Origin of the sequence: Streptomyces sp. D2-8, assembly GCF_023184515.1 — a bacterium.
Lineage (GTDB): Bacteria > Actinomycetota > Actinomycetes > Streptomycetales > Streptomycetaceae > Streptomyces.
Map to the genome: position 1 here is coordinate 166,117 of NZ_JAAHBP010000012.1, position 20,967 is coordinate 187,083.

Consider the following 20,967-nt stretch of genomic DNA (forward strand, 5'->3'; position numbering starts at 1 on the left):
GACACCGGGCGGGAATTCGAGAATTCACCGTTTCCGGGCAAGGGAAAACAAGCCCCCGTGAATAGCTGCTCTTTGTATACGGCTGCCGTGTTAATGCCGCAGGCTCGCCGTGTTTACGGGATGTTGCGAGTTCCTCACATGGTCGGTGCGCTCCCCGGCGGAGCCGAGACGCAGGCGGTGTGCGCCCATCGCGCGCTCGGTGTGCCGCGCCGTGACCGCCCGCGCGCGCTCGCCGTCCCCGCGCGCCACCGCGTCCACGATCGCGCCGTGCTCCGTCCAGGACTCCACCGGGTTGGCCGACGCCTCCACGGTGTACATCCAGGCGATCTTGTGGCGGAGCTGGGTGAGCATCGACGTCAGCGCGGGGCTGCCGGAGGCCTGGGCGAGCGTCTCGTGGAACCAGCCGCCCAGGGAGCGCAGGTCCTCGCTGTTGCCCCGGCGGGCCCGCTCCTGGCCCAGCCGGACCAGGCCGCGCAGAACCTTCAGGTGCGCCTCGGTGCGGCGCTGGGCGGCACGGGCCGCACCGAGCGGCTCCAGCAGCATGCGCATCTCCAGCAGGTCGCCGGCCTCCTGCTCGGTGGGTTCGGCCACGCACGCGCCCGCGTGCCGGCGGGTCACCACGAAGCCCTCGGCCTCCAGCGTGCGAAGTGCCTCCCGGACGGGCACCCGCGAGACGCCGTAGCGGCGCGCGAGGAGTTCCTCGGTGAGCCGGCTGCCGCGTGCGTGGACACCCGCGACGATGTCGTCCCGGATGGCCGTGCACACCGAGTGCGCGGGAATACGCATGACCGACCTCCGCTTAATCCCCGTGAAACGCCGACGAACGGCGCGCGTTCCGTGACTCTATTGCAATGAGCCGGAATTTCCGACGGCAGCCGGGAATCCATGGATATTTTTTGGACAGCGGGCGGCCACAAACGCCGAAAGCCCCGGCTCGGGGAGCCGGGGCTTCTGGAACAGCGGAGAGGTTCCGGTCAGAGGTTGACGCCGTGCGAGCGGAGGTAGGCGACCGGGTCGATGTCCGAGCCGTACTCGGGGCTCGTACGGGCCTCGAAGTGCAGGTGCGGACCGGTGACGTTGCCGGTCGCGCCGGACAGGCCGATCTGCTGGCCGGGGGTGACCTGCTGGCCCACCGAGACGCCGGCGGAGGACAGGTGGCCGTACTGGGTGTACGTCCCGTCGTTCATCTTGATCACGATCTGGTTGCCGTAGGAGCCGCCCCAGCCGGCCTCGACGACGGTACCCGCGCCGACCGCGTGGACGGAGGTGCCGCTGGCCGCGTGGAAGTCGACCCCGGTGTGGCTGCCGGAGGACCACAGGCCGCTGCTGGCCTTGTAGCTGGTGGAGACGTACGAGCCGGAGATCGGGGACACGAAGGTGTTGAGGCGCTTGCGCTCGGCCTCGCGGGCGGCGCGCTCCTTGGCCTCGCGGGCCTTCTCGGCCGCCTCCTTGGCCTTCTCGGCCACCTCGGCGGCCCGCTTGCGGGCGGCCTCCTCGGCCTTCTGCTTGGCGGCGGCCTCGTCGGCGGCCTGCTGCTGCGCGACGGCCTGGGCGTCGATCTGCTGGGCCACGGTGTCGCCCATGGTGACGACGGGAGTGAGGCCCGTCTGCTCGGCGCTGGGTTCGGCGGCGAAGGCCGCGGGGGCCGCCACGGTGCCGATCACGCCGGTGGTGGCGAGGGCCGCGACGCCGGCCGCGCGGGCGGTGCCGCGCTGGATCCTGCTGGGACGACGGTGCTTCCCGGTGGCGCGAGTGAACGCCATGTGGTGGCTGGTCCTTTCCTTCCTTCTCGCCTACCGGGTTAGCTGACGGGTTCGGAGCAGGAAGGTCTCCTACGGACTCCCTCGCGGCTCGCGCGGGCGTCCGATTCACCCCAGGGACTGCGATGGGTCCCCGGCTCCCCTGGCTCGCGCCGTACGGGGACTCGGCGATGACTGTCCGGTGCCGCGGGTGCGGCGCACTGCCTGACGAACAGCCCGGATGACGCTAAGCGGCGCCACTTTCAATTCCCAAACGAATCCCGGCTTTTGTAGCGCATCCCACAGGGCAGACAGGCAACCTCCGTATCAATTCGGGCATAAAGGAGCCCTGGTGCCTTGGAAGACAACCAGGGCCCCTACGCTCGTGCCGTTACTCGGCGGCGACGACGGTGACTTCGCCGATGCCGAGGGCCTCGACAGGCGCCTTGATCTGCGCCGCGTCACCGACGAGGACGGTCACCAACCGGTCCACCGGGAAGGCGCTCACGGCCGCCGCGGTGGCCTCCACGGTGCCGGTCGCGGCGAGCTGCCGGTACAGGGTGGCCTGGTAGTCGTCGGGCAGGTGCTGCTCGACCTGGTCGGCCAGCGTGCTCGCGACGGCCGCCGCCGTCTCGTACTTCAGCGGCGCCACACCGACCAGGTTCTGCACGGCGACGTCCCGCTCGGCATCGGTCAGCCCCTCGGCGGCGAGGGTGCGCAGCACCGTCCAGAGGTCCTCCAGGGCGGGGCCGGTGTTGGGCGTGTCGACGGAACCGCTGATGGCGAGCAACGCGGCACCCGTGCCTTCCGGGGCGGACCTGAGGACCTGGCCGAACGCCCGTACGCCGTAGGTGTAGCCCTTCTCCTCGCGCAGCACGCGGTCCAGGCGGGAGGTGAGGGTGCCGCCGAGGCAGTACGTGCCGAGCACCTGCGCGGGCCACACGCGGTCGTGCCGGTCCGGGCCGATCCGGCCGATCAGCAGCTGCGTCTGGACGGCGCCCGGGCGGTCCACGATCACCACCCGGCCGGTGTCGTCGGCGGTCACCGGCGGCACGGGGCGCGGCTCGGCCGAGGAACCCGTCCAGGCGCCCAGCGTGTCCCCGAGCAGGGCGTCGAGGTCGATGCCGGTGAGGTCACCGACGACGACGGCGGTGGCCGTGGCGGGGCGGACGTGCTTCTCGTAGAAGGCGCGTACGGCCGCGGAGTCGATCGCGGCGACGGTCTCCTCGGTGCCCTGCCGCGGCCGCGACATGCGCGAGTTCGCCGGGAACAGCTCCTTGGAGAGCTCCTTGGCGCCACGGCGGGAGGGGTTGGCCAGCTCGTGCGGGATCTCGTCGAGACGGTTGTCGACCAGCCGCTCGACCTCGCTGTCGGCGAACGCGGGCGCCCTGAGGGCGTCGGCGATCAGGCCCAGCCCCTTGGTGAGCCGGGAGGCCGGCACCTCCAGGCTGAGCCGGACGCCGGGGTGGTCGGCGTGCGCGTCGAGGGTGGCGCCGGCGCGCTCCAGCTCGGCGGCGAAGTCCTCGGCGGAGTGCTTGTCGGTGCCCTCGGAGAAGGCCCGGGCCATGATCGTGGCCACACCGTCGAGGCCGGCCGGCTCGGCGTCCAGGGGGGCGTCCAGCAGCACCTCCACGGCGACGACCTGTTGGCCGGGGCGGTGGCAGCGCAGCACCGTCAGGCCGTTGTCGAGCGTGCCGCGCTCGGGGGCCGGGAAGGCCCACGGCTTGGCCTCGCCCGCGTCGGGGCGGGGGTGGAAGTCCATCGTGGCGAGCTCGGTCACTTGGCCGCCTCCTCGTTCTCGTCGGTGGCCGCTGCGGTGTCCTCGGGAGCGTCCTCGTCGGCGACGGGCTCGTAGACGAGCACCGCGCGGTTGTCGGGCCGCAGGCGGGCCTTGGCGACCTCCTGGACCTCCTCCGCCGTGATCTCCAGCACACGCTGGACGGCGGTCAGGGCGAGCTGCGGGTCGCCGAACAGCACGGCGTACCGGCACAGTTCGTCGGCGCGGCCCGCGACCGTGCCGAGCCGGTCCAGCCACTCGCGCTCCAACTGGGCCTGGGCGCGCTCCATCTCCTCGGCCGTGGGGCCCTCCTCGGCGAACCGGGCGAGCTCCTCGTCGATGGCGGTCTCGATGACCGGAACCTCCACGTCACCGGACGTCTTCACGTCCAGCCACCCCAGGGAGGGCGCCCCGGCCAGCCGCAGCAGGCCGAATCCGGCCGCCACGGCCGTACGGTCGCGCCGCACGAGCCGGTTGTAGAGGCGGGAGGACTCGCCGCCGCCGAGGACGGTGAGGGCCAGGTCGGCCGCGTCGCACGCGCGCGTGCCGTCGTGCGGCAGCCGGTAGGCGGCCATCAGGGCGCGCGCCGGGACCTCCTCCTCGACGATCTCGCGCAGCTGCTCGCCGATGGTCTCCGGCAGCGAGCCGTCGCGCGGGGCGGGCTTGCCGTCGTGACCGGGGATGGAGCCGAAGTACTTCTCGACCCAGGCGAGGGTCTCCTCCGGGTCGATGTCGCCGACCACGGACAGCACGGCGTTGTTCGGCGCGTAGTAGGTCCGGAAGAACGCGCGCGCGTCCTCCAGGGTCGCCGCGTCCAGGTCGGCCATCGAGCCGATCGGGGTGTGGTGGTAGGGGTGGCCCGCCGGGTAGGCGAGGGCGGTCAGCTTCTCGAATGCGGTGCCGTAGGGGACGTTGTCGTAGCGCTGGCGGCGCTCGTTCTTGACGACGTCCCGCTGGTTCTCCATCGACTCGTCGTCGAGTGCGGCCAGCAGCGAGCCCATACGGTCGGCCTCCAGCCAGAGGGCGAGCTCCAGCTGGTGGGCGGGCATGGTCTCGAAATAGTTGGTCCGCTCGAAGCTGGTCGTGCCGTTCAGCGAGCCGCCCGCGCCCTGGACGAGCTCGAAATGGCCGTTGCCCTTGACCTGCGCGGAACCCTGGAACATCAGGTGCTCGAAAAGGTGAGCCAGGCCGGTCCGCCCCTTGACTTCGTGGCGTGAGCCGACGTCGTACCAGAGGCACACCGCCGCGACCGGGGTCAGATGGTCCTCGGAGAGCACCACGCGCAGGCCGTTGGCCAGGCGGTGCTCGGTCGCTGTCAGGCCCCCGGAGCCTGCCTGGGCTGTGGCCGTGTGACCCATGGGCATGTACGTCCCTTCGATCGCGGAGCGGTTGTTCAGACCGCGGATTCCTGCCGGTCCTGCCACTGTATGCAAGCGTGCGAAGCCCTGGTGAAGTTCCCGGCGGCGACCTGGTCCCAGCAGCACGGGAGGTGCCCAGGACAGGGTCCTGGTCCCGGTTGTCAGTGCGGCGGTCCACAATGGTCGGCGTCAGATCCGGATCGCAGCAGCATGAGCGAAGCCGCAGGGGCGGTCGGTGACGAGAGGGCGAGCGCGCGGAGGCCCGAAGGGCTGAGCACGGTCGACGGCTCGTCACCGGCATGAATGCCCTGTAGGCGAGCGACCAGCAACAGGAGGAGCCGGCAGCGATGGCCCGCCGCAGCACGAAGACCCCGCCGCCCGACGACTCGTACGAGGAGCGGATCCTCGACATCGACGTCGTCGACGAGATGCAGGGCTCCTTCCTCGAGTACGCGTACTCGGTCATCTACTCCCGCGCCCTGCCGGACGCACGTGACGGCCTCAAGCCGGTGCACCGCCGCATCGTCTACCAGATGAGCGAGATGGGCCTGCGCCCCGAGCGCGGGTACGTCAAGTGCGCCCGTGTCGTCGGCGAGGTGATGGGCAAGCTGCACCCGCACGGCGACGCGTCGATCTACGACGCCCTCGTGCGCATGGCCCAGCCCTTCTCGATGCGGGTCCCCCTGGTCGACGGCCACGGCAACTTCGGCTCGCTGGGCAACGACGACCCGCCGGCCGCCATGCGGTACACCGAGTGCCGGATGGCCGAGGCGACGAGCCTCATGACGGAGTCGATCGACGAGGACACCGTCGATTTCAACCCCAACTACGACGGCCAGGAGCAGGAACCGGTGGCCCTGCCCGCCGCCTTCCCGAACCTCCTGGTCAACGGCGCCTCGGGCATCGCGGTCGGTATGGCCACGAACATGGCACCGCACAACCTGCGCGAGGTCATCGCGGCCGCCCGCCACCTGATCAGGTACCCGAACGCCGATCTCGACGCCCTGATGAAGCACGTCCCGGGCCCCGACCTGCCCACGGGCGGACGCATCGTCGGCCTGTCCGGCATCCGGGACGCGTACGAGTCCGGCCGCGGCACGTTCAAGATCCGGGCGACGGTGTCGGTGGAGCCCGTGACGGCCCGCCGCAAGGGTCTCGTCGTCACGGAGCTGCCCTTCACGGTCGGCCCCGAGAAGGTCATCGCCAAGATCAAGGACCTGGTCGGTTCGAAGAAGCTCCAGGGCATCGCCGACGTCAAGGACCTCACCGACCGCGAGCACGGCCTGCGCCTGGTCATCGAGATCAAGAACGGCTTCGTGCCGGAGGCCGTCCTGGAGCAGTTGTACAAGCTGACGCCGATGGAGGAGTCCTTCGGCATCAACAACGTGGCCCTGGTCGACGGCCAGCCGCTCACGCTGGGCCTGAAGGAGCTCCTGGAGGTCTACCTCGACCACCGCTTCAACGTCGTACGGCGGCGCTCGGAGTTCCGCCGCACGAAGAAGCGCGACCGGCTGCACCTGGTCGAGGGCCTGCTGACGGCCCTGCTGGACATCGACGAGGTCATCCGGCTGATCCGCTCCAGCGAGAACTCCGCGCAGGCCAAGCAGCGCCTCATGGAGCAGTTCTCGCTGAGCGAGATCCAGACGCAGTACATCCTGGACACGCCGCTGCGCCGGCTGACCAAGTACGACCGCATCGAGCTGGAGTCGGAGAAGGACCGCCTCAACGCGGAGATCGAGGAGCTGACCCGGATCCTCGACTCGGACGCGGAGCTGCGCAAGCTGGTCTCCAACGAACTGGCCAACGTCGCCAAGAAGTTCGGCACCGACCGGCGTACCGTCCTGCTGGAGTCGGGCGGCGCCCCGGTCGCGGCCGTGCCGCTGCAGGTGGCCGACGACCCGTGCCGGGTGCTGCTGTCCTCGACGGGTCTGCTGGCCCGTACGGCGAGCGGCGAGCCGTTCGCGGAGGACGCCGGCGCCAAGCGCGTGAAGCACGACGTGATCGTCTCGGCGGTGCCGGCCACCGCCCGCGGCGAGGTGGGCGCGGTCACCTCGGCGGGCAGGCTGCTGCGGCTGAACGTGGTCGACCTGCCCCAGCTTCCGGAGTCGCCGGCGGCGCCGAACCTCGCGGGAGGCGCCCCGCTGGCGGAGTTCGTCTCCCTGGAGGACGACGAGACGGTGGTCTGTCTGACCACGCTCGACGAGTCGTCGCCGGGCCTGGCGATCGGCACGGCACAGGGCGTCGTCAAGCGCGTGGTCCCGGACTATCCGGCCCACAAGGAAGAGCTCGAGGTGATCACCCTCAAGGAGGGCGACCGGATCGTCGGCGCGGTCGAGCTGCGCACCGGCGACGAGGATCTGGTCTTCGTCACCGACGACGCGCAGCTGCTGCGCTTCCAGGCGTCCCAGGTGCGCCCGCAGGGCCGCCCCGCCGGCGGTGTGGCCGGCATCAAGCTCGCCGAGGGAGCGAAGGTCATCTCGTTCACGGCGGTGGACCCGGCCGTGGACGCCATCGTCTTCACCGTCGCGGGCTCGCGGGGCACGCTGGACGACTCCGTCCAGACGACGGCCAAGCTGACCCCGTTCGACCAGTACCCGCGCAAGGGCCGCGCGACCGGCGGTGTCCGTTGCCAGCGGTTCCTGAAGGGCGAGGACTGCCTGTCGCTGGCCTGGGCGGGCCCCGTCCCCGCCCTCGCGGCGCAGAAGAACGGCACCCCGGCCGACCTCCCGGAGATCGACCCGCGCCGTGACGGCTCGGGGGTGTCCCTGGCGAAGACGGTGGCGGTGGTGGCCGGGCCGGTCTAGGCCGGGTCCGCGGCATCCGCCTCGGGACCGCGCACGTACCGCAGGACGCCCCACATGCCGTGCTCGTCGGCGTGTGGGGCGTCGCTCGTGCACGCCTCCAGCTCCTTGCCGAGAGCGGGGGCGTCGATCCCCGAGCCGATGAGGACCAGCTGGGTGAGGCGTTCATCGCCGGCCGGCCAGGGCTCCGGGTAGAAGCGCAGGAACCGCCCGACGGCATGGACGGCGTAGCGGTTGCGGAGGTCGTACGGCCCGAAGCCGACGTAGCCCTTGATCCGGTACAGCCCCTCGGGCCGGCTGTCGAGGAAGGTCATCAGCCGGCGCGGGTCGAGGGGCTCCGGGGAGACGAACGACAGGCTGTCGTAGGCGGCATGCAGGTGGCCGGTGTGGTCGTCCACGCCGTGCTGGTGCGGGGCGTCGTCGTGGGGGGCGTCCCCGTGGAGGTCGCCTTCGTGGAGGTCGTCGAAGGAGAGCTGTCCGATGCGCTCCTCGCTCGGCCGGCAGTCGAAGAGGAACTCGGGGTCGATCCGGCCGTAGGAGGCCGGAACGACCGCGGCGCGGTCGACGAGGGACCGGACCAGCCCGAGGACCCGCTCGCCGTCCGCCGCCCGGTCGAGCTTGTTGACCACGACGAGGTCCGCCAGCGCGAGATGCCGGTCGATCTCGGGGTGCCTGGCCCGGGTGTCGTCGAACTCGGCGGCGTCGACGACCTCGACGAGCCCGCCGTACACGACCCCCGGATGCTCACTGGCCAGCAGCATCCGGACGAGTTCCTGAGGCTCGGCGAGACCGCTGGCCTCGATGACGATGACGTCGATGCCGAGGGAGGGCTCCGCGAGCCGCTCCAGGTACTGGTCCAGTTCGCTCGCGTCGACGGCGCAGCACAGACAGCCGTTGCCGAGTGAGACCGTCGAGTCGCCGAGCGCTCCCGCCACGGCCATCGCGTCGATCTCGATCGCCCCGAAGTCGTTGACGAGGGCTCCGATACGGCTGCCACCGCTGCGGTGCAGGAGGTGATTGAGCAGGGTGGTCTTTCCCGAGCCGAGGAATCCGGCCAGGACGACGACCGGGATCTGCTGCGGTTTCGGGCTCGGCTGACTCACCGTGCGACCTCTCTCGCGCCGACGCGTGCACCGGCTCGCGTTCCCGGCACACGTGGGAAATGGGGATGCCGCCCCAGGATACGAGCCATGAGATCCACGCCGAAGTGAACGATTGTTAGCAGCACTCGCGGGGCAGACGTTGGGCATGGCGCCGGTTTGTGCGACCCTCGCTTCCCTCCGTGCGCCTCCTCTCCGCCTCCCCGCCGATCAGAGCCGCTCGGCACTCTGGGAGACGGCAAGCGCCGCCCACCGCTCGCCGGTCCCCACCAGTCGACCCGCACCCCGACGACCGGCGGACGGCCGCCTGAACCGGGGGTTGACATGGCCACACAGAAATTTGGGTTTCGAGGGCTGAGGGCCACCGCCTCGGCAGGGATGGGCCTGGCGGCGGGTGCCGCCGTCGCCCTGGCCCTGCAGTGGCCCGCGTTCCACGCGTTGCGTGCCCGGATCGAGCAGCTGGAGGAGGCCGCGCAGGCCCAGCACCGGACCAACTTCGCGTACCAGCAGCGTCTGCACTGGGAGTTGCTGAGCAAGGCGATGGACGATCCGGAACTGGCCGAGGTGATCGACGCCTACGACGGGACCGTCTCTCCCAGGAAGCAGCGCCAGTTCCTCTTCGCCAACGCCCTCTACACCAACGCCCTGTGCTACTACCGCATGGGCAACATGACCAGAGAGGAGTTCTTCGGCTTCGCCCGGAGCATGCTGCAGAACCCCCTCTTCCGGGAGTACTGGTACGCCACCCGCCCACACCGGGCGACCCTCGTCGACACCTCCGACGAGGCCGGGCTGGGACGCATGGTCGACGAACTTCTCGTACAGCTGGAGGAGGCGGACATCGACGAGTGGTGGGTGGTCGGGGATCCGCCGGGCGAGTAGCCCCACGGCACCGGCCGTAAGCGCCGCACCTCGAGGATCACTCTCCGGAACGCATCACACGGCTGGGCGGTAACGAACCCATAAACCGGCGCGTTTCCCCAGGTGCCAACAAGGTTGACTACTGCGCATCCCGCGAACCGGGTCGACCACCGCCGAACCGCCGCTCCACGCCGCCCGGTTGTCGAGGCCGCGGCCCCACAGGGCCGCATCGCACCGCAGGCGAGTGCGCACCACGCCTCGAGATCAAGGAACGCCAGAACAGTGAGCCACATCATCCGTCGGATTGGCACCCCTCCCAGCGACCGGGGCAGTGCGACCGGTGCCAATTGCCCCGATATCTTCGAGCTGTCCGACGGCAGGTTCGCTGTGATCGGCACGGACCTCACCGAAGAACTGGACGGGAAGCTTCCCGCCGACGCTTCCCGGGCGGACTACGAGCGCATCGTCGTAGTCTCCCGCAGAACTCTCATCGACGCCAAGGTCGACATTCCCGACGCCTGATCCCGTCGGTCACTCATAGGCCGGACACCAGAGGCCCGGCACCGGAACGTGCCGGGCCTCTTCACGCTCCCGTGACGCCTTCGCTCAGGCGGGCACAGGCGCCGGCGCCTCCGGTCCCACATAGCGCGCCACCGGCCTGATGATCTTCGTGTCCTCCGCCTGCTCCAGGATGTTGGCGCTCCACCCCACCGCCCGCGCGGCGGCGAAGGTCGGGGTGAACATCTCGCGGGGCAGGCCGCAGAGTTCCATGACCACGCCCGCGTAGTACTCGACGTTGGTGTGGAGTTCCCTGCCGGGCTTCAGCTCCGCCAGGATCGCCTCGATATGACGCTCGACCTCGACGGCGAAGTCCACCCTCGGCCCGCCGAATCCCTGGGCGACCTCGCGCAGCATCCGGGACCGCGGGTCCTCCGTGCGGTAGATCGCGTGCCCGAACCCCATGATGCGCTCACCGGCGAGCACCCGCCGGCGCACCCACGGGTCGATTCGGTCCGGGGTGCCGATCGCGTCCAGGGTGTCCAGTGCACGGCTGGGCGCACCCCCGTGCAACGGGCCCGACAGCGCCGCCACCGCCCCGGCGAGGCACGCCGCCACGTCCGCACCCGTGGACGCGATGACCCGGGCCGTGAAGGTTGATGCATTGAATCCGTGATCAATCGTTGAGATCAGGTACTGCTCGATCGCCCGTGCGTGCGGCTCGGTGGGCACCGAACCGGTCAACATGTACAGGTAGTTCGCCGCGTAGGACAGGTCCTCGCGCGGCTCCACCGGTTCGAGCCCCTTGCCCAGCCGGTGCAGCGCGGTGAGCAACGTGGGTACGGCCGCTGCCGCCTCGATCGTGTCCTGACGGCGCCGGTCGGCGTCGATGTCGTACACGGGGTGGAACGCCTTCGCCGCACCGAGCAGCGAGAGGGCCGTCCGCATCCCGGCGAGCGGACCGGAGCGCCCGCCGGCCGCCGCGATGGCCGGCATTGCCGCCCGCACCTCGTCCGGCAGCCGCCTCAGCGCGGCGGTCTCGGCCGCGAAGGCCGCACTCCGCCCGGCGTCCGGCAGTTCGCCGTGCACGAGGAGATGCCAGACGTCCTCGAAGCCGCGGTTCCGCGCCAGGTCGACGGCCGAGTACTGCCGGTAGTGGTAGAAGCCCTCCAGACCGCGGACGTCACCGACCCGGGTGTCGGTGACGACGACACCGGCGAGCCCCCGGGGCGCTTCGACAAGAGTGGCTGCTGACCTGTTGACGGACATGACTTCCTCCCTGAACTTGATTTGACTGTCCATGATTGACTTGAGACGTGTCAATATTGATTGAATCAATATATCAGTCAATGGTCCGCTGACGGATACGGTGACCCCCATGCGCGATCAAGAACCCGCCCCCCTGGACGCGGAACGGCGGCTGAGCACCAAGGAGGCCGCCGAGCTGCTCGGTGTGAAGCCGGAGACCGTGTACGCGTACGTGAGCCGCGGCCAGCTCAGCAGCCGACGGGTGAGCGGCGGCCGCGGCAGCACCTTCGACGCCCGGGAGGTCGAGGCGCTCGCCCGGCGCAACAGGCGGGAGAGCGCGGGCGCTTCCGGCACCGGCGGCGACCTGTCCGTCCGCACCCGCATCACGCTCATCGAGAACGACCGCTACTTCTTCCGCGGTGTCGACGCGGTCGACCTTGCCGCACGGCACACCTACGAGGAGGTCGCCGAGTGGCTGTGGACGGGCCGGATGCTCCCGGGCAGCACCTTCACCGCGCCCGCCGCCTCCGTCGCCGTCGCCCGCCGCGCCGTCGAGGCGCTGCCCGAACACGCCGCTCCCACCGACCTGTTGCGGGTGGCGACGATCGCCGCCGCGACCGCCGACCCCCTGCGGTTCGATCTGTCCGAGGAGGCCGTGCTCGGCACCGCGCGCACCCTCATCCCCACGCTCGTCGCCGCGCTGCCTCCGGCGGGGCACCACCGCCGTGACGAGGACCCCATGGCCCACCGCCTGTGGACCCGGCTGTCGGTGCGCAAGGACCCCGACGAGGCGTCCCTGCGCGCCCTGGACGCTGCCCTCGCCCTCCTCGTCGACCACGACCTGGCCGCCTCCACCCTCGCGGTGCGCGTCGCCGCGTCCGCCCGCGCCCACCCCTACGCGGCGGTCTCCGCCGGGCTGGGCGTGATCGAGGGTCCGCTGCACGGTGCGGCCAGCGGGCACGCCCACCGGCTGCTGCAGGACGTGCTCGACCAGGGCGACGCGGCACCGGTGATCGCGGACGAACTGCGCGCCGGCCGCCGTGTCCCGGGCCTCGGACACCGGCTCTACCCGGGCGAGGACCCACGCGCGCGTGCTCTGTTCGCCCTCCTGGAGCAGATCCCGCGCGCGGAGCCGGCTCTCCTCGCGGCCCGCGACATCGTGGAGACCACCGCCCGCCACGCCCCGCTGCACGCCAACGTGGACTTGGCGCTCGCCGTGCTCACCGCGTCCTGCGGCATGGCCCCGACGGCGGGCGAGACGATCTTCGCAGTGGCCCGGACGGCGGGCTGGATCGCCCACGCCCTGGAGGAGTACGGCGAACGCCCGCTGCGGATGCGTCCGAGCGGTCTCTACGCAGGTCCGAGGCCTCCGCAGCCACTGCCGGAGTAGAGCGGGGCGGGGCCGAAAGTCGCTGCGGACGAAGTCAGGTTAGGCTCACCTCTGTGAGTACGTGCTCAAGCGTCTCCCGGGACTTCGACGAGCCCGTTTCGGGAACCGCGGCCACTGCGAGGACCTGGCTGTTGCTGGAACAGCCCGGTCCGTGGGGTGCCAAGGCGCTCACTTCGAGCCACCTGGACCCCGTCCTGGGGCGTGCCCTGGAGGCGGCCGCGAAGGACACGGGTGTACGGATCGCGCTCATCCGCCGCCCCGGGCGCCACGCGGACCGCCGCATGCCCGCCTCGCGCCGGGTGTACGCGGCGCACGTCGTCCCGGGAAGCGTGTGGCTGCACAGCGCCTCGACCTCGGACCCCGAGCGGTTGCTCGATCTCGACTTCGCGGCACTCGGCCGGGGCGACCACCGCATGTTCGACGCGCTGCTCGGCGGCCGGCCCCATGACGGTGACCCGCTCGCCCTCGTCTGCACCAACGGCAAGCGCGACCGCTGCTGCGCCCTCCTGGGCCGGCCCCTCGCGGCCGAGCTGGCGACGTCCGGGGTCGAGGGCGTCTGGGAGGTCACCCATCTGGGTGGTCACCGCTTCTCCCCCACGGTGCTCGTGCTGCCGTACGGATACGCGTACGGCAGGGCCGAGGCTCATTCCCTCAAGGAGGTCCTGCACAGCGCCCGGGAGGGGCGGATCGTCGTGGAGGGGTGCCGGGGCAGCTCCGCCTGGGATCGGCCCGGTCAGGCCGCCGAGCTCGCCGTGCGCACCAGGACCGGCGAATACGCCGCTCAGGCGCTGAGCGTCGTCGGGACGGCCGGCACGGCCCCGCGCTGGGAGGTGACCGTCGCCCACACCGACGGGCGCCGCTGGCAGGTCGACGTGGCCCAGGGCGCGGCCCTGCCGCCCCGCCCGGAGAGCTGCGGGGCGTCCGTTCTCGGTTCACCCGCGCGGATGGACGTGGTGGCGGTACGTGAGGTGAGGATGGCGACGGCGCTGGCCGGCTGACCGTCCGGCTCTGGACGCTTCATTCATTGATGCTGCCTCTGCACACATTGATTGGGAGATCCACGCCACACCCGTCTAGGGCAGGTAGCCGGCCGCACGTACCGTCTTGGGTATGAGCCCCACTCCCCCCGCCCGTCGCCTGCGCCTCGGCCTGCCCCGGCGGGTGTTCTCGCAGGTGCTGCTGATGCAGGTGGCGATCGCGGCGGGAGTCGCGGTGCTCGCGACCGGGCTGTTCCTCGCGCCCCTGAGCAACCAGCTGGACGACCAGGCGATGCGCCGCGCGCTCGCGATCGCGCAGACGACCGCGCAGCAGCCTGAACTCGCGCGGGACCTGCGGGACACGCCGCCCTCGCCCCATGGTCCGGTGCAGCGGGAGGCGGAGCGGATCCGGAAGGCCACCAAGGCCGAGTACATCGTGGTGATGGACTGGCGGGGCGTTCGCTGGTCGCACACGGACCCGAAGCAGATCGGCGGCATCGTCTCCACCGACCCCGGCCAGGCCCTGGCCGGCAAGGAGGTCATGGAGATCGACAGCGGCACTCTGGGCCGCTCCGCCCGGGGCAAGGTGCCGCTGCGCGACAGCGACGGCAGCGTCGTCGGCGCGGTCTCGGTCGGCATCGCCTACGACAGCGTCCGGGCCCGCCTCATCCACGCGATCCCAGGGCTGTTCGCGTACGCCGGCGGCGCCCTGGCCGTGGGCGCGCTGGCCGCGTGGCTCATCTCCCGGCGGGTCCACCGGCAGACCAGGGACCTGGCCTTCTCGGACATCGCGGCGCTCCTGTCCGAGCGTGAGGCGATGCTGCACGGCATCCGGGAGGGCGTCGTCGCCCTGGACCGCACCGGCCGCATCCGCCTCGTGAACGACGAGGCACAGCGTCTGCTGGGCATCGGGGAGACGGTGGTGGGCCGTTCCCCCGACGAGGCGCTCGGCGTGGGCCGCACGGCCGATGTGCTGGCCGGACGGGTCACCGGCACGGATCTGCTCACCGTGCGCGGCCAGCGTGTGCTGGTCGCCAACCGGATGCCCACCGACGACGGTGGCGCCGTGGCCACCCTGCGCGACCGCACCGAGCTGGAGCAGTTGGGCCGCGAACTGGATTCCACCCGCGGTTTGATCGACGCCCTGCGCGCCCAGGACCACGAGCACGCCAACCGTATGCACACGCTTCTGGGGCTGCTCGAACTGGAGATGTACGACGACGCCGTCGAGTTCGTCGGCGAAGTGGTCGGTGACCACCGGGCCACAGCGGAACAGGTCACCGAGCGGATCGAGGACCCGCTGCTCGCCGCCCTGCTGGTCGGCAAGGCGACCGTCGCGGCCGAGCGGGGTGTCGCCCTGTGGGTGTCGGACCGGACCCGGGTGCCCGACCGGCTGGTCGACCCGCAGGGGCTCGTCACCGTCGTGGGGAACCTGGTGGACAACGCCCTCGACGCCGTCGCCGGCGAGCCGCACGCGCGCGTGGAGGTCGAACTGCGCGCCGAGGGGCGTACGGCGATCCTCACGGTGCGCGACACGGGGCCGGGGATCCCGCCGGAGCAACGGGAGTTGATCTTCACCACGGGATGGTCTACGAAGAAGCCGCCGGCTCACCGTGAGCGGGGTATCGGACTCTCCCTGGTGCGCAGGCTGGCGGAGCGACAGGGTGGCAGCGCGACCGTCGGCGAGGCGCACGGCGGGGGCGCGGAGTTCACCGTCGTCCTGCCCGAAGCGCTGGCGGAGCCGGGCCCGGAGCCGGCCGTGGTGACCGTGCCGTCAGCTCCGCAGACCGCCGAGGAGGAGTCGTGATGATCGAGGTCCTGGTCGTGGACGACGACATGAGGGTCGCGCGGGTCAACGCCGCCTACGTCGAGAAGGTGCCGGGCTTCCATGTCGCGGGGGTGGCCCACAGCGCCGCGGAAGCGCTGCATCAACTGGAGACGCTGCCCCTGCTGGACCTGGTGCTCCTGGACCACTACCTGCCGGACGCGACCGGGCTGGCGGTCGTCCAGGAGATGCGGCGGCGCGGGGACCAGACCGACGTGATCATGGTGACGGCGGCCCGGGACGTCTCCACCGTGCAGGCGGCGATGCGGCACGGCGCACTGCAGTACCTGGTCAAGCCGTTCGCCTTCGCCGGCCTGCGCGCCAAGCTGGAGGCCTACGGGGAGCTGCGCCGCACCCTCGACGGCGGTGGAGAGGCGGAACAGGCCGAGGTGGACCGCATCTTCGGGGCCCTGTCGGCGGCCTCCGAGCCCGACCTGCCCAAAGGCCACTCCCCCACCACCGCGGAGCTGGTCCGCCAGGCCCTGATGAACGCGAACGGGCCTCTGTCCGCCCAGGAGATCGCCGAGCGGACCGGGGTGAGCCGCCAGACCGCCCAGCGCTATCTGAAGCTCCTGGAACGCACGGGACGGGCCAGACTGACCCTCAAGTACGGCGACGCGGGCCGCCCGGAACACCGTTACGTGTGGGCGACCCGCGGCTAGGGCGACGGCCTGCCGGCTTCCTCACGAACTCGGTGATGGCTGCCGTCCTGGTCGTGGCACCGAAGGCCCCCTACGCCGCTCCCGCACCGGTCAGCGACCGCACCTCGGTCTCCGCGTGCTTGGCCTCGTCCGGGACCTCCGTCGAGGTCACGGTGCCCAGCCAGCCCGCGAGGAAGCCGAGGGGGATCGAGACCAGGCCCGGGTTCTGCAACGGGAAGTACTGGAGGTCGATGCCCGGGAACAACGAGTCGGGGCTGCCCGAGACCACCGGGGACAGCACCACGAGCACCACGGCCGGAACCAGACCGCCGTAGACGGCCCACACGGCGCCCCGTGTGGTGAAGCCGCGCCAGAACAGCGAGTAGAGCAGCACCGGAAGGTTCGCCGACGCGGCGACGGCGAAGGCCAGGCCCACTAGGAACGCCACATTCAGATCCCGCGCCAGCAGCCCGAGCGCGATCGCCACCACGCCGACGCCGACGGCCGCGAGACGGGCCACGGCCACCTCGCTGCGCGGCTTCCCGCCCCGGCGCCGCAGGGATGCGTACAGGTCGTGGGCCACGGACGCCGAGGACGCCAGCGTGATGCCGGCGACCACGGCGAGGATCGTGGCGAAGGCGACAGCGGCGACGATCGCGAAGAGAACCGTCCCCCCGGTGGATCCCGCACCACCGCCCAGATCGAGCGCCAGCAGCGGAACCGCCGTGTTCCCGGACGCGTTCGACCCGCGTACCGCGTCCGGCCCCAGGATGGCGGCCGCACCGAACCCGAGCACGATCGTCATGAGGTAGAAGCCGCCGATGAGTCCGACGGCCCAGACGACCGAGCGGCGGGCGGCGCGCGCGGTGGGCACGGTGTAGAAGCGGGACAGGATGTGCGGCAGCCCCGCCGTACCCAGCACCAGAGCCAGCCCCAGACTGATGAAGTCGAAGCGGGCCGTCCAGTCCCCGCCGTACTTCAGCCCCGGCGCCAGAAACGCCTCGCCGTGCCCGCTGCGCTCGGCTGCCGTGAGCAGCAGCCGGTCCACGTCGCCGTGGAAACGGAGCAGAACGAGCACCGTCAGTGCGATGGTGCCGCCGAGCAGCAGAACGGCCTTGACGATCTGAATCCATGTGGTCGCCCGCATCCCTCCCAGCGACACATAGATCACCATGAGCGCTCCCACACCGATGACGGTCCAGGCCCGCGCCGCGTCGCTCGTCCCCCCGAGCAGCAGCGCCACCAGGCTGCCCGCGCCGACCATCTGCGCCACCAGATACAGAACGGACACCGTGACCGAGGAGGTTCCCGCCGCGATCCGTACCGGCCGCTCCCTCATCCGGGCCGCCACGACGTCGGCGAGCGTGAACCGGCCGCAGTTTCGGACCAGTTCGGCTACCAGGAACAGCACCACCAGCCACGCCACGAGGAAACCGACGACATACAGCAGCCCGTCGTAGCCGAACAGCGCGATGAGCCCGGTGACTCCCAGGAAGGAGGCGGCCGACATGTAGTCGCCCGCGATGGCAAAACCATTCTCCATGGGTGAGAAGAGCCGCCCGCCCGCGTAGAACTCCTCCGCCGAGCCACGCCGGTTGCGGCTGACCCATGTCGTGATCCCCAGCGTGACCCCGACGAACGCGCTGAAGAGCAGCAGTGCCAGCGTCTGGTGTTCCCCCGTCACGACAGACCACCATCCACGCCACGCGTCAGTTCCTGTGTGTCCCAGCGCAGTTCGAGCGCGGCCCTGTCCCTGCGCAGCCGCGCGTGCCGTGCGTAGGCCCAGGTGAGCAGGAACGTGGACAGGAACTGTCCGAGCCCCGCCACCATCGCCACGTTCACCGCTCCCGCCACGGGCCGCGCCATCAGCTCCGGCGCGGTCGTGGCAGCCACGACGTAGCCCACGTACCAGGCGAAGAAGGTCACGAACGCCGGCACCACGAACCTCCGGTACCGCCGCCGCACCTCTTGAAAGGCCGCACTGCGCTGCACTTCCAGGTACACATCGGCCGCCTCGACCCCCGTGTCACCCTCCGTCCGCGCCGAGGGAACCCCGGCAAGAGCTTGCGCCCCGTCGCCGGCCGACTCGCCCCAGCCGGAGGCGAGGGCGTCGTACCAGGGGTCGTCGTACCTGAGCTGTCCGGCCTCCTCGGCCGGGACCGGGTCATGACCGTCGAGAGGCTCGACCCAACTCTCCTGGCCGGCCCCGCCACCGCGGGGACGGCCCTTGCTTGGCTGCATGCCCAAGGATGGACAGAACGGGAAGATCCCCGACTCTTCTTCCCCTCGCTCTTCACCCCATCAGGTGACTAACCCGCTGGTGGCCGCACAAGTCCCTTCCCGTAGGCGTAACGCACCGCCTGCGCACGGTCCTTGAGGCCGGTCTTGGTGAAGAGGTTGTTGATGTGGGTCTTCACGGTTGCGGTGGAGACATGCAGTCTCCGGGCGATCTCCGGGTTGCTGAGCCCCTCGGCGATGAGCAGCAGCACCTCCGTCTCCCGGGCGGTGAGTCCGTCCGGCGGCTCAGGGGGCGCGGCCGGTCTGGGCTCGGCCTCCGCCAGGCGCTCCAGCAGGCGCCTCTGGATGCCCGGTGAGAGGCCCGCGTCGCCCGACAGCACGCTGTGCACGGCCCGCACGATCTCGTCCCCTCCCGCGTCCTTGGTGAGGTAGCCGCGCGCCCCCGCAGCCAGCGCCGGGAACAACGACTCGTCGTCCGCGAACGTCGTGAGCACCACGACCTGCGTCCCGGGGTGCTCCGCCCGGATCCTGCGGGTCGCCTCCACTCCGTCGCAACGGGGCATGCGCAGGTCCATCAGCACCACGTCCGGAGCGAGTCCGGCGACGAGCGCCACCGCCTCCTCCCCGTCCCCCGCGGCGCCGACGACCTCGATCCCGGGCAGCAGACCGAGCAGCATCACGATGCCCTCCCGCACCACTGTCTGATCGTCCGCGACCACCACCCGAGCGGGCTTCCGCTCGGCCTCCTGCGTCATACCGGCACCTTCAACGTCACCACGAACCCCTCCTCGCCCGGCCCGGCCTCGAGGGAACCGCCCAGCAGCTCGGCACGCTCCCGCATGCCCAGCAGACCGTACCCGGCGCCCGCCCCGGTCAGCTCGCCCGGCGAACCGCCCGAGTCCCGCACGTCCAGGGTCACTTCGTGCGGACGGTAGTCGAGGCTGAGGCGGACCTTGCCGCCCGGGGCGTGCTTGCGGACGTTCGTCAAAGCCTCCTGAGCCGCTCTGCGCACCGTCTGGGAGGCCTCGGCCGGCAGCGTCCTCCGTTCACCCGTGATGGTGATCTCGGCACCGCCGACCGTACTCACCAGACTGCCCAGGAAGTCCTCCAGCGGAGTCAGCTCCCCGCGCAGGGCGGAGAGCGCCTGCCGGGTCTCGGCGAGGCCGCCCCGGGCCATCTCCCGCGCCGCCACCACGCGTTCGTGGATCTGCTCCCGCTCCCCTCCCCGCTCGATCAGCAGCCTGGCCGCCTCCAGGTGTACGAGCTGGGCCGAGAGGCTGTGGGCCACCACATCGTGAATCTCCCGCGCTATGCGGGCCCGTTCCGCGAGCGCCGCCGTCTGAGCCTCGGCCGCGCGCGCGGCCCGCTCCTGCGCGAGCAGCCGCTGGGCGCTGCCACGGGCCTCGGCATCGAGGCGCAGGGTGTATCCGGCCAGTCCCAGGCCGACTCCGTTGACGATCGTCGTCAGCAGATCGGCGTCGATGACGGACCCGTACGAACCGAAGGCCACACCCGCTGCGATGAAGGCGGCCGTCGGGGGCAGCCGCTCCAGCGCCGCGACAGCGCACCCGCACCACATGACGAGGGCGGCCATCGAGAACCCCGACACATGGGCCGCGATGGCCATGCCCTGAAGCAACGCGAACGAGGCCAGCGACGACCACAGCCGGTGTTGGAGCGTGGCCCGGAGGAACTCCCTGGCGAGCAGCGCGGCGAGAAGGACGCCCGCCACGCCGGCAGCTGTCGTCCAACCGCGCCCACGACCGTCGACGAAGGCGCCCCACAGCAGCATGCCCAAAACCAGGCCCCGCACCGACCAGGCAAGCGCGCACCGGGAGGTCGAGAGTCCTTCGCGGCTGAGCGCCTCCCGGGAAGGCCAGCGTGCCCAGGCGTTCTCCTTCACACGCGCTCCCTCCCCACGGGCCGGGTCGTGCCGTCACCGTAGGCCCCGCTCGACGTCGCGTCAGGGCGCAGGGACTGCCCGCGCCGGACCAGAATTCCGGCCCGGACGAGAAGGGTGCCGGCGAGGCTCAGCAGCAGGGCGGAGCTGTGCTGGTGAACGCCCACCGCTGAGCCGAGGGCGAAGAGGCCGACGCGAAGACCGATGCCCACGGCCCAGACGGCGGCGCTCACCGTGCTGCTTCTGCTCCAGACAACGCCGTCCGGTTCCGCCCACATGCGAGTGGTCCAGGCCCAGCCGGCTCCGGTGGCCAGGCCGACGAGCAGTTCGGCGCCGAGCAGGAGCGCCGAGGCCATGTGGTGATGGGCGTCGAGTATGCCCGGCTCGCGCAGCGCGAGGACGACCAGGATCACGGGCAGGGGCCACCAGCGGCGTTCGCCGTCGATCCGGTGCGCGCGGAACTGCCGGGCTGTCACCACGACGGCAACGACCACGATCACCAACGCGTCGACGAGCCCGGACATCACAGCCTCCGTGAGCGGGAAGGAGCGGCCGGCAGCGGGTGCCGCCGACGCCTTCGACGCTACGGAATGCGCGAGGTCACGGGATCGGAG

The 20,967-nt window shown here is 71.2% G+C and carries 18 protein-coding genes and 1 riboswitch; of the genes, 7 read left to right on the plus strand and 11 right to left on the minus strand.

The annotated features are described in order from the left end of the window. Positions 1–90: 90 nt before the first annotated feature. The 4 genes from G3I77_RS22055 to G3I77_RS22070 all read right to left on the minus strand — a co-directional run bounded on the left by G3I77_RS22055 (position 91) and on the right by G3I77_RS22070 (position 4,874). Positions 91–786, minus strand: coding sequence for a GntR family transcriptional regulator (locus G3I77_RS22055; protein ID WP_248506363.1), 696 nt, complete (start codon positions 784–786; stop codon positions 91–93). 188 nt (positions 787–974) lie between these two features. Next, on the minus strand, positions 975–1,763 hold the full coding sequence (locus G3I77_RS22060) for a M23 family metallopeptidase (RefSeq protein ID WP_248506365.1): 789 nt from the start codon (positions 1,761–1,763) through the stop codon (positions 975–977). Positions 1,764–1,776: 13 nt separating this feature from the next. After that, a riboswitch (cyclic di-AMP (ydaO/yuaA leader) is annotated at positions 1,777–1,940 on the minus strand. A gap of 190 nt (positions 1,941–2,130) precedes the next feature. Then, a complete protein-coding gene (locus G3I77_RS22065) occupies positions 2,131–3,519 on the minus strand; it encodes a pitrilysin family protein (protein WP_248506367.1) in 1,389 nt (462 codons plus the stop codon). Continuing rightward, positions 3,516–4,874: a pitrilysin family protein gene (locus tag G3I77_RS22070; protein ID WP_248506540.1), complete on the minus strand. Its 1,359-nt coding sequence runs from the start codon at positions 4,872–4,874 to the stop codon at positions 3,516–3,518. Before G3I77_RS22070 ends, G3I77_RS22065 begins: the two co-directional genes overlap by 4 nt. Before the next feature lie 347 nt (positions 4,875–5,221). On the opposite strand from G3I77_RS22070, the gene G3I77_RS22075 reads away from it, so the two are divergent. Beyond that, complete coding sequence (locus tag G3I77_RS22075; protein WP_248506369.1) at positions 5,222–7,678, plus strand: DNA topoisomerase (ATP-hydrolyzing) subunit A; 2,457 nt, start codon at positions 5,222–5,224, stop codon at positions 7,676–7,678. Here the strand turns inward: G3I77_RS22075 and G3I77_RS22080 are convergent. Continuing rightward, positions 7,675–8,778, minus strand: a complete 1,104-nt coding sequence (locus tag G3I77_RS22080; protein WP_248506371.1) for a GTP-binding protein — start codon at positions 8,776–8,778, stop codon at positions 7,675–7,677. The two genes, G3I77_RS22075 and G3I77_RS22080, sit on opposite strands and share 4 nt — an antisense overlap. A 321-nt stretch (positions 8,779–9,099) precedes the next feature. Here G3I77_RS22080 and G3I77_RS22085 point away from each other — a divergent pair, with 321 nt between their 5' ends. Together G3I77_RS22085 and G3I77_RS22090 are read left to right on the plus strand one after the other, a co-directional pair. Continuing rightward, complete coding sequence (locus G3I77_RS22085; RefSeq protein WP_248506373.1) at positions 9,100–9,657, plus strand: DUF6082 family protein; 558 nt, start codon at positions 9,100–9,102, stop codon at positions 9,655–9,657. A 261-nt stretch (positions 9,658–9,918) separates the two neighbouring features. After that, a complete protein-coding gene (locus G3I77_RS22090) occupies positions 9,919–10,158 on the plus strand; it encodes a hypothetical protein (protein WP_248506375.1) in 240 nt (79 codons plus the stop codon). Positions 10,159–10,242: 84 nt separating this feature from the next. On the opposite strand, the gene G3I77_RS22095 is transcribed toward G3I77_RS22090, so the two are convergent. Beyond that, entirely contained in the window at positions 10,243–11,403 is a 1,161-nt protein-coding gene (locus tag G3I77_RS22095; RefSeq protein WP_248506376.1) for a citrate synthase, read from the minus strand. Between the two features lie 109 nt (positions 11,404–11,512). On the opposite strand from G3I77_RS22095, the gene G3I77_RS22100 reads away from it, so the two are divergent. The 4 genes from G3I77_RS22100 (at position 11,513) to G3I77_RS22115 (ending at position 16,236) form a co-directional block, all read left to right on the plus strand. Next, the gene (locus tag G3I77_RS22100; protein WP_248506377.1) at positions 11,513–12,772 is read left to right on the plus strand and encodes a citrate synthase; all 1,260 of its coding nucleotides are present in this window, start codon (positions 11,513–11,515) and stop codon (positions 12,770–12,772) included. A 53-nt stretch (positions 12,773–12,825) separates the two neighbouring features. Beyond that, the gene (locus G3I77_RS22105; RefSeq protein WP_248506378.1) at positions 12,826–13,770 is read left to right on the plus strand and encodes a sucrase ferredoxin; all 945 of its coding nucleotides are present in this window, start codon (positions 12,826–12,828) and stop codon (positions 13,768–13,770) included. A gap of 112 nt (positions 13,771–13,882) precedes the next feature. Continuing rightward, on the plus strand, positions 13,883–15,556 hold the full coding sequence (locus G3I77_RS22110; RefSeq protein ID WP_248506379.1) for a sensor histidine kinase: 1,674 nt from the start codon (positions 13,883–13,885) through the stop codon (positions 15,554–15,556). Beyond that, complete coding sequence (locus G3I77_RS22115) at positions 15,556–16,236, plus strand: response regulator (RefSeq protein ID WP_248506380.1); 681 nt, start codon at positions 15,556–15,558, stop codon at positions 16,234–16,236. Before G3I77_RS22110 ends, G3I77_RS22115 begins: the two co-directional genes overlap by 1 nt. 70 nt (positions 16,237–16,306) lie before the next feature. Here G3I77_RS22115 and G3I77_RS22120 read toward each other — a convergent pair whose 3' ends face one another. From G3I77_RS22120 to G3I77_RS22140, 5 genes are all read right to left on the minus strand, one after another. Then, positions 16,307–17,899 (minus strand): cation acetate symporter, encoded by a 1,593-nt coding sequence (locus G3I77_RS22120; RefSeq protein WP_248506381.1) that lies wholly within the window; start codon positions 17,897–17,899, stop codon positions 16,307–16,309. Beyond that, complete coding sequence (locus tag G3I77_RS22125) at positions 17,896–18,456, minus strand: DUF485 domain-containing protein (protein ID WP_248506382.1); 561 nt, start codon at positions 18,454–18,456, stop codon at positions 17,896–17,898. The genes G3I77_RS22120 and G3I77_RS22125 overlap by 4 nt, the downstream gene beginning before the upstream one ends. A 68-nt stretch (positions 18,457–18,524) precedes the next feature. Next, positions 18,525–19,208 (minus strand): response regulator transcription factor, encoded by a 684-nt coding sequence (locus G3I77_RS22130; RefSeq protein WP_248506383.1) that lies wholly within the window; start codon positions 19,206–19,208, stop codon positions 18,525–18,527. Further along, entirely contained in the window at positions 19,205–20,356 is a 1,152-nt protein-coding gene (locus G3I77_RS22135) for a histidine kinase (RefSeq protein WP_248506385.1), read from the minus strand. The genes G3I77_RS22130 and G3I77_RS22135 overlap by 4 nt, the downstream gene beginning before the upstream one ends. Further along, on the minus strand, positions 20,353–20,877 hold the full coding sequence (locus G3I77_RS22140) for a DUF1453 domain-containing protein (RefSeq protein ID WP_248506387.1): 525 nt from the start codon (positions 20,875–20,877) through the stop codon (positions 20,353–20,355). Before G3I77_RS22140 ends, G3I77_RS22135 begins: the two co-directional genes overlap by 4 nt. Positions 20,878–20,967: the final 90 nt, after the last annotated feature.

What these genes read in the sequence shown, in the direction of transcription:
- G3I77_RS22055 (WP_248506363.1), bottom strand. Translation starts at nt 786, where the DNA reads ATGCGTATTCCCGCGCACTCGGTGTGCACGGCCATCCGGGACGACATC.
- G3I77_RS22095 (WP_248506376.1), bottom strand. Translation starts at nt 11,403, where the DNA reads ATGTCCGTCAACAGGTCAGCAGCCACTCTTGTCGAAGCGCCCCGGGGG.
- G3I77_RS22130 (WP_248506383.1), bottom strand. Translation starts at nt 19,208, where the DNA reads ATGACGCAGGAGGCCGAGCGGAAGCCCGCTCGGGTGGTGGTCGCGGAC.
- G3I77_RS22085 (WP_248506373.1), top strand. Translation starts at nt 9,100, where the DNA reads ATGGCCACACAGAAATTTGGGTTTCGAGGGCTGAGGGCCACCGCCTCG.
- G3I77_RS22070 (WP_248506540.1), bottom strand. Translation starts at nt 4,874, where the DNA reads ATGGGTCACACGGCCACAGCCCAGGCAGGCTCCGGGGGCCTGACAGCG.
- G3I77_RS22125 (WP_248506382.1), bottom strand. Translation starts at nt 18,456, where the DNA reads ATGCAGCCAAGCAAGGGCCGTCCCCGCGGTGGCGGGGCCGGCCAGGAG.
- G3I77_RS22075 (WP_248506369.1), top strand. Translation starts at nt 5,222, where the DNA reads ATGGCCCGCCGCAGCACGAAGACCCCGCCGCCCGACGACTCGTACGAG.
- G3I77_RS22100 (WP_248506377.1), top strand. Translation starts at nt 11,513, where the DNA reads ATGCGCGATCAAGAACCCGCCCCCCTGGACGCGGAACGGCGGCTGAGC.
- G3I77_RS22110 (WP_248506379.1), top strand. Translation starts at nt 13,883, where the DNA reads ATGAGCCCCACTCCCCCCGCCCGTCGCCTGCGCCTCGGCCTGCCCCGG.
- G3I77_RS22140 (WP_248506387.1), bottom strand. Translation starts at nt 20,877, where the DNA reads ATGTCCGGGCTCGTCGACGCGTTGGTGATCGTGGTCGTTGCCGTCGTG.
- G3I77_RS22060 (WP_248506365.1), bottom strand. Translation starts at nt 1,763, where the DNA reads ATGGCGTTCACTCGCGCCACCGGGAAGCACCGTCGTCCCAGCAGGATC.
- G3I77_RS22115 (WP_248506380.1), top strand. Translation starts at nt 15,556, where the DNA reads ATGATCGAGGTCCTGGTCGTGGACGACGACATGAGGGTCGCGCGGGTC.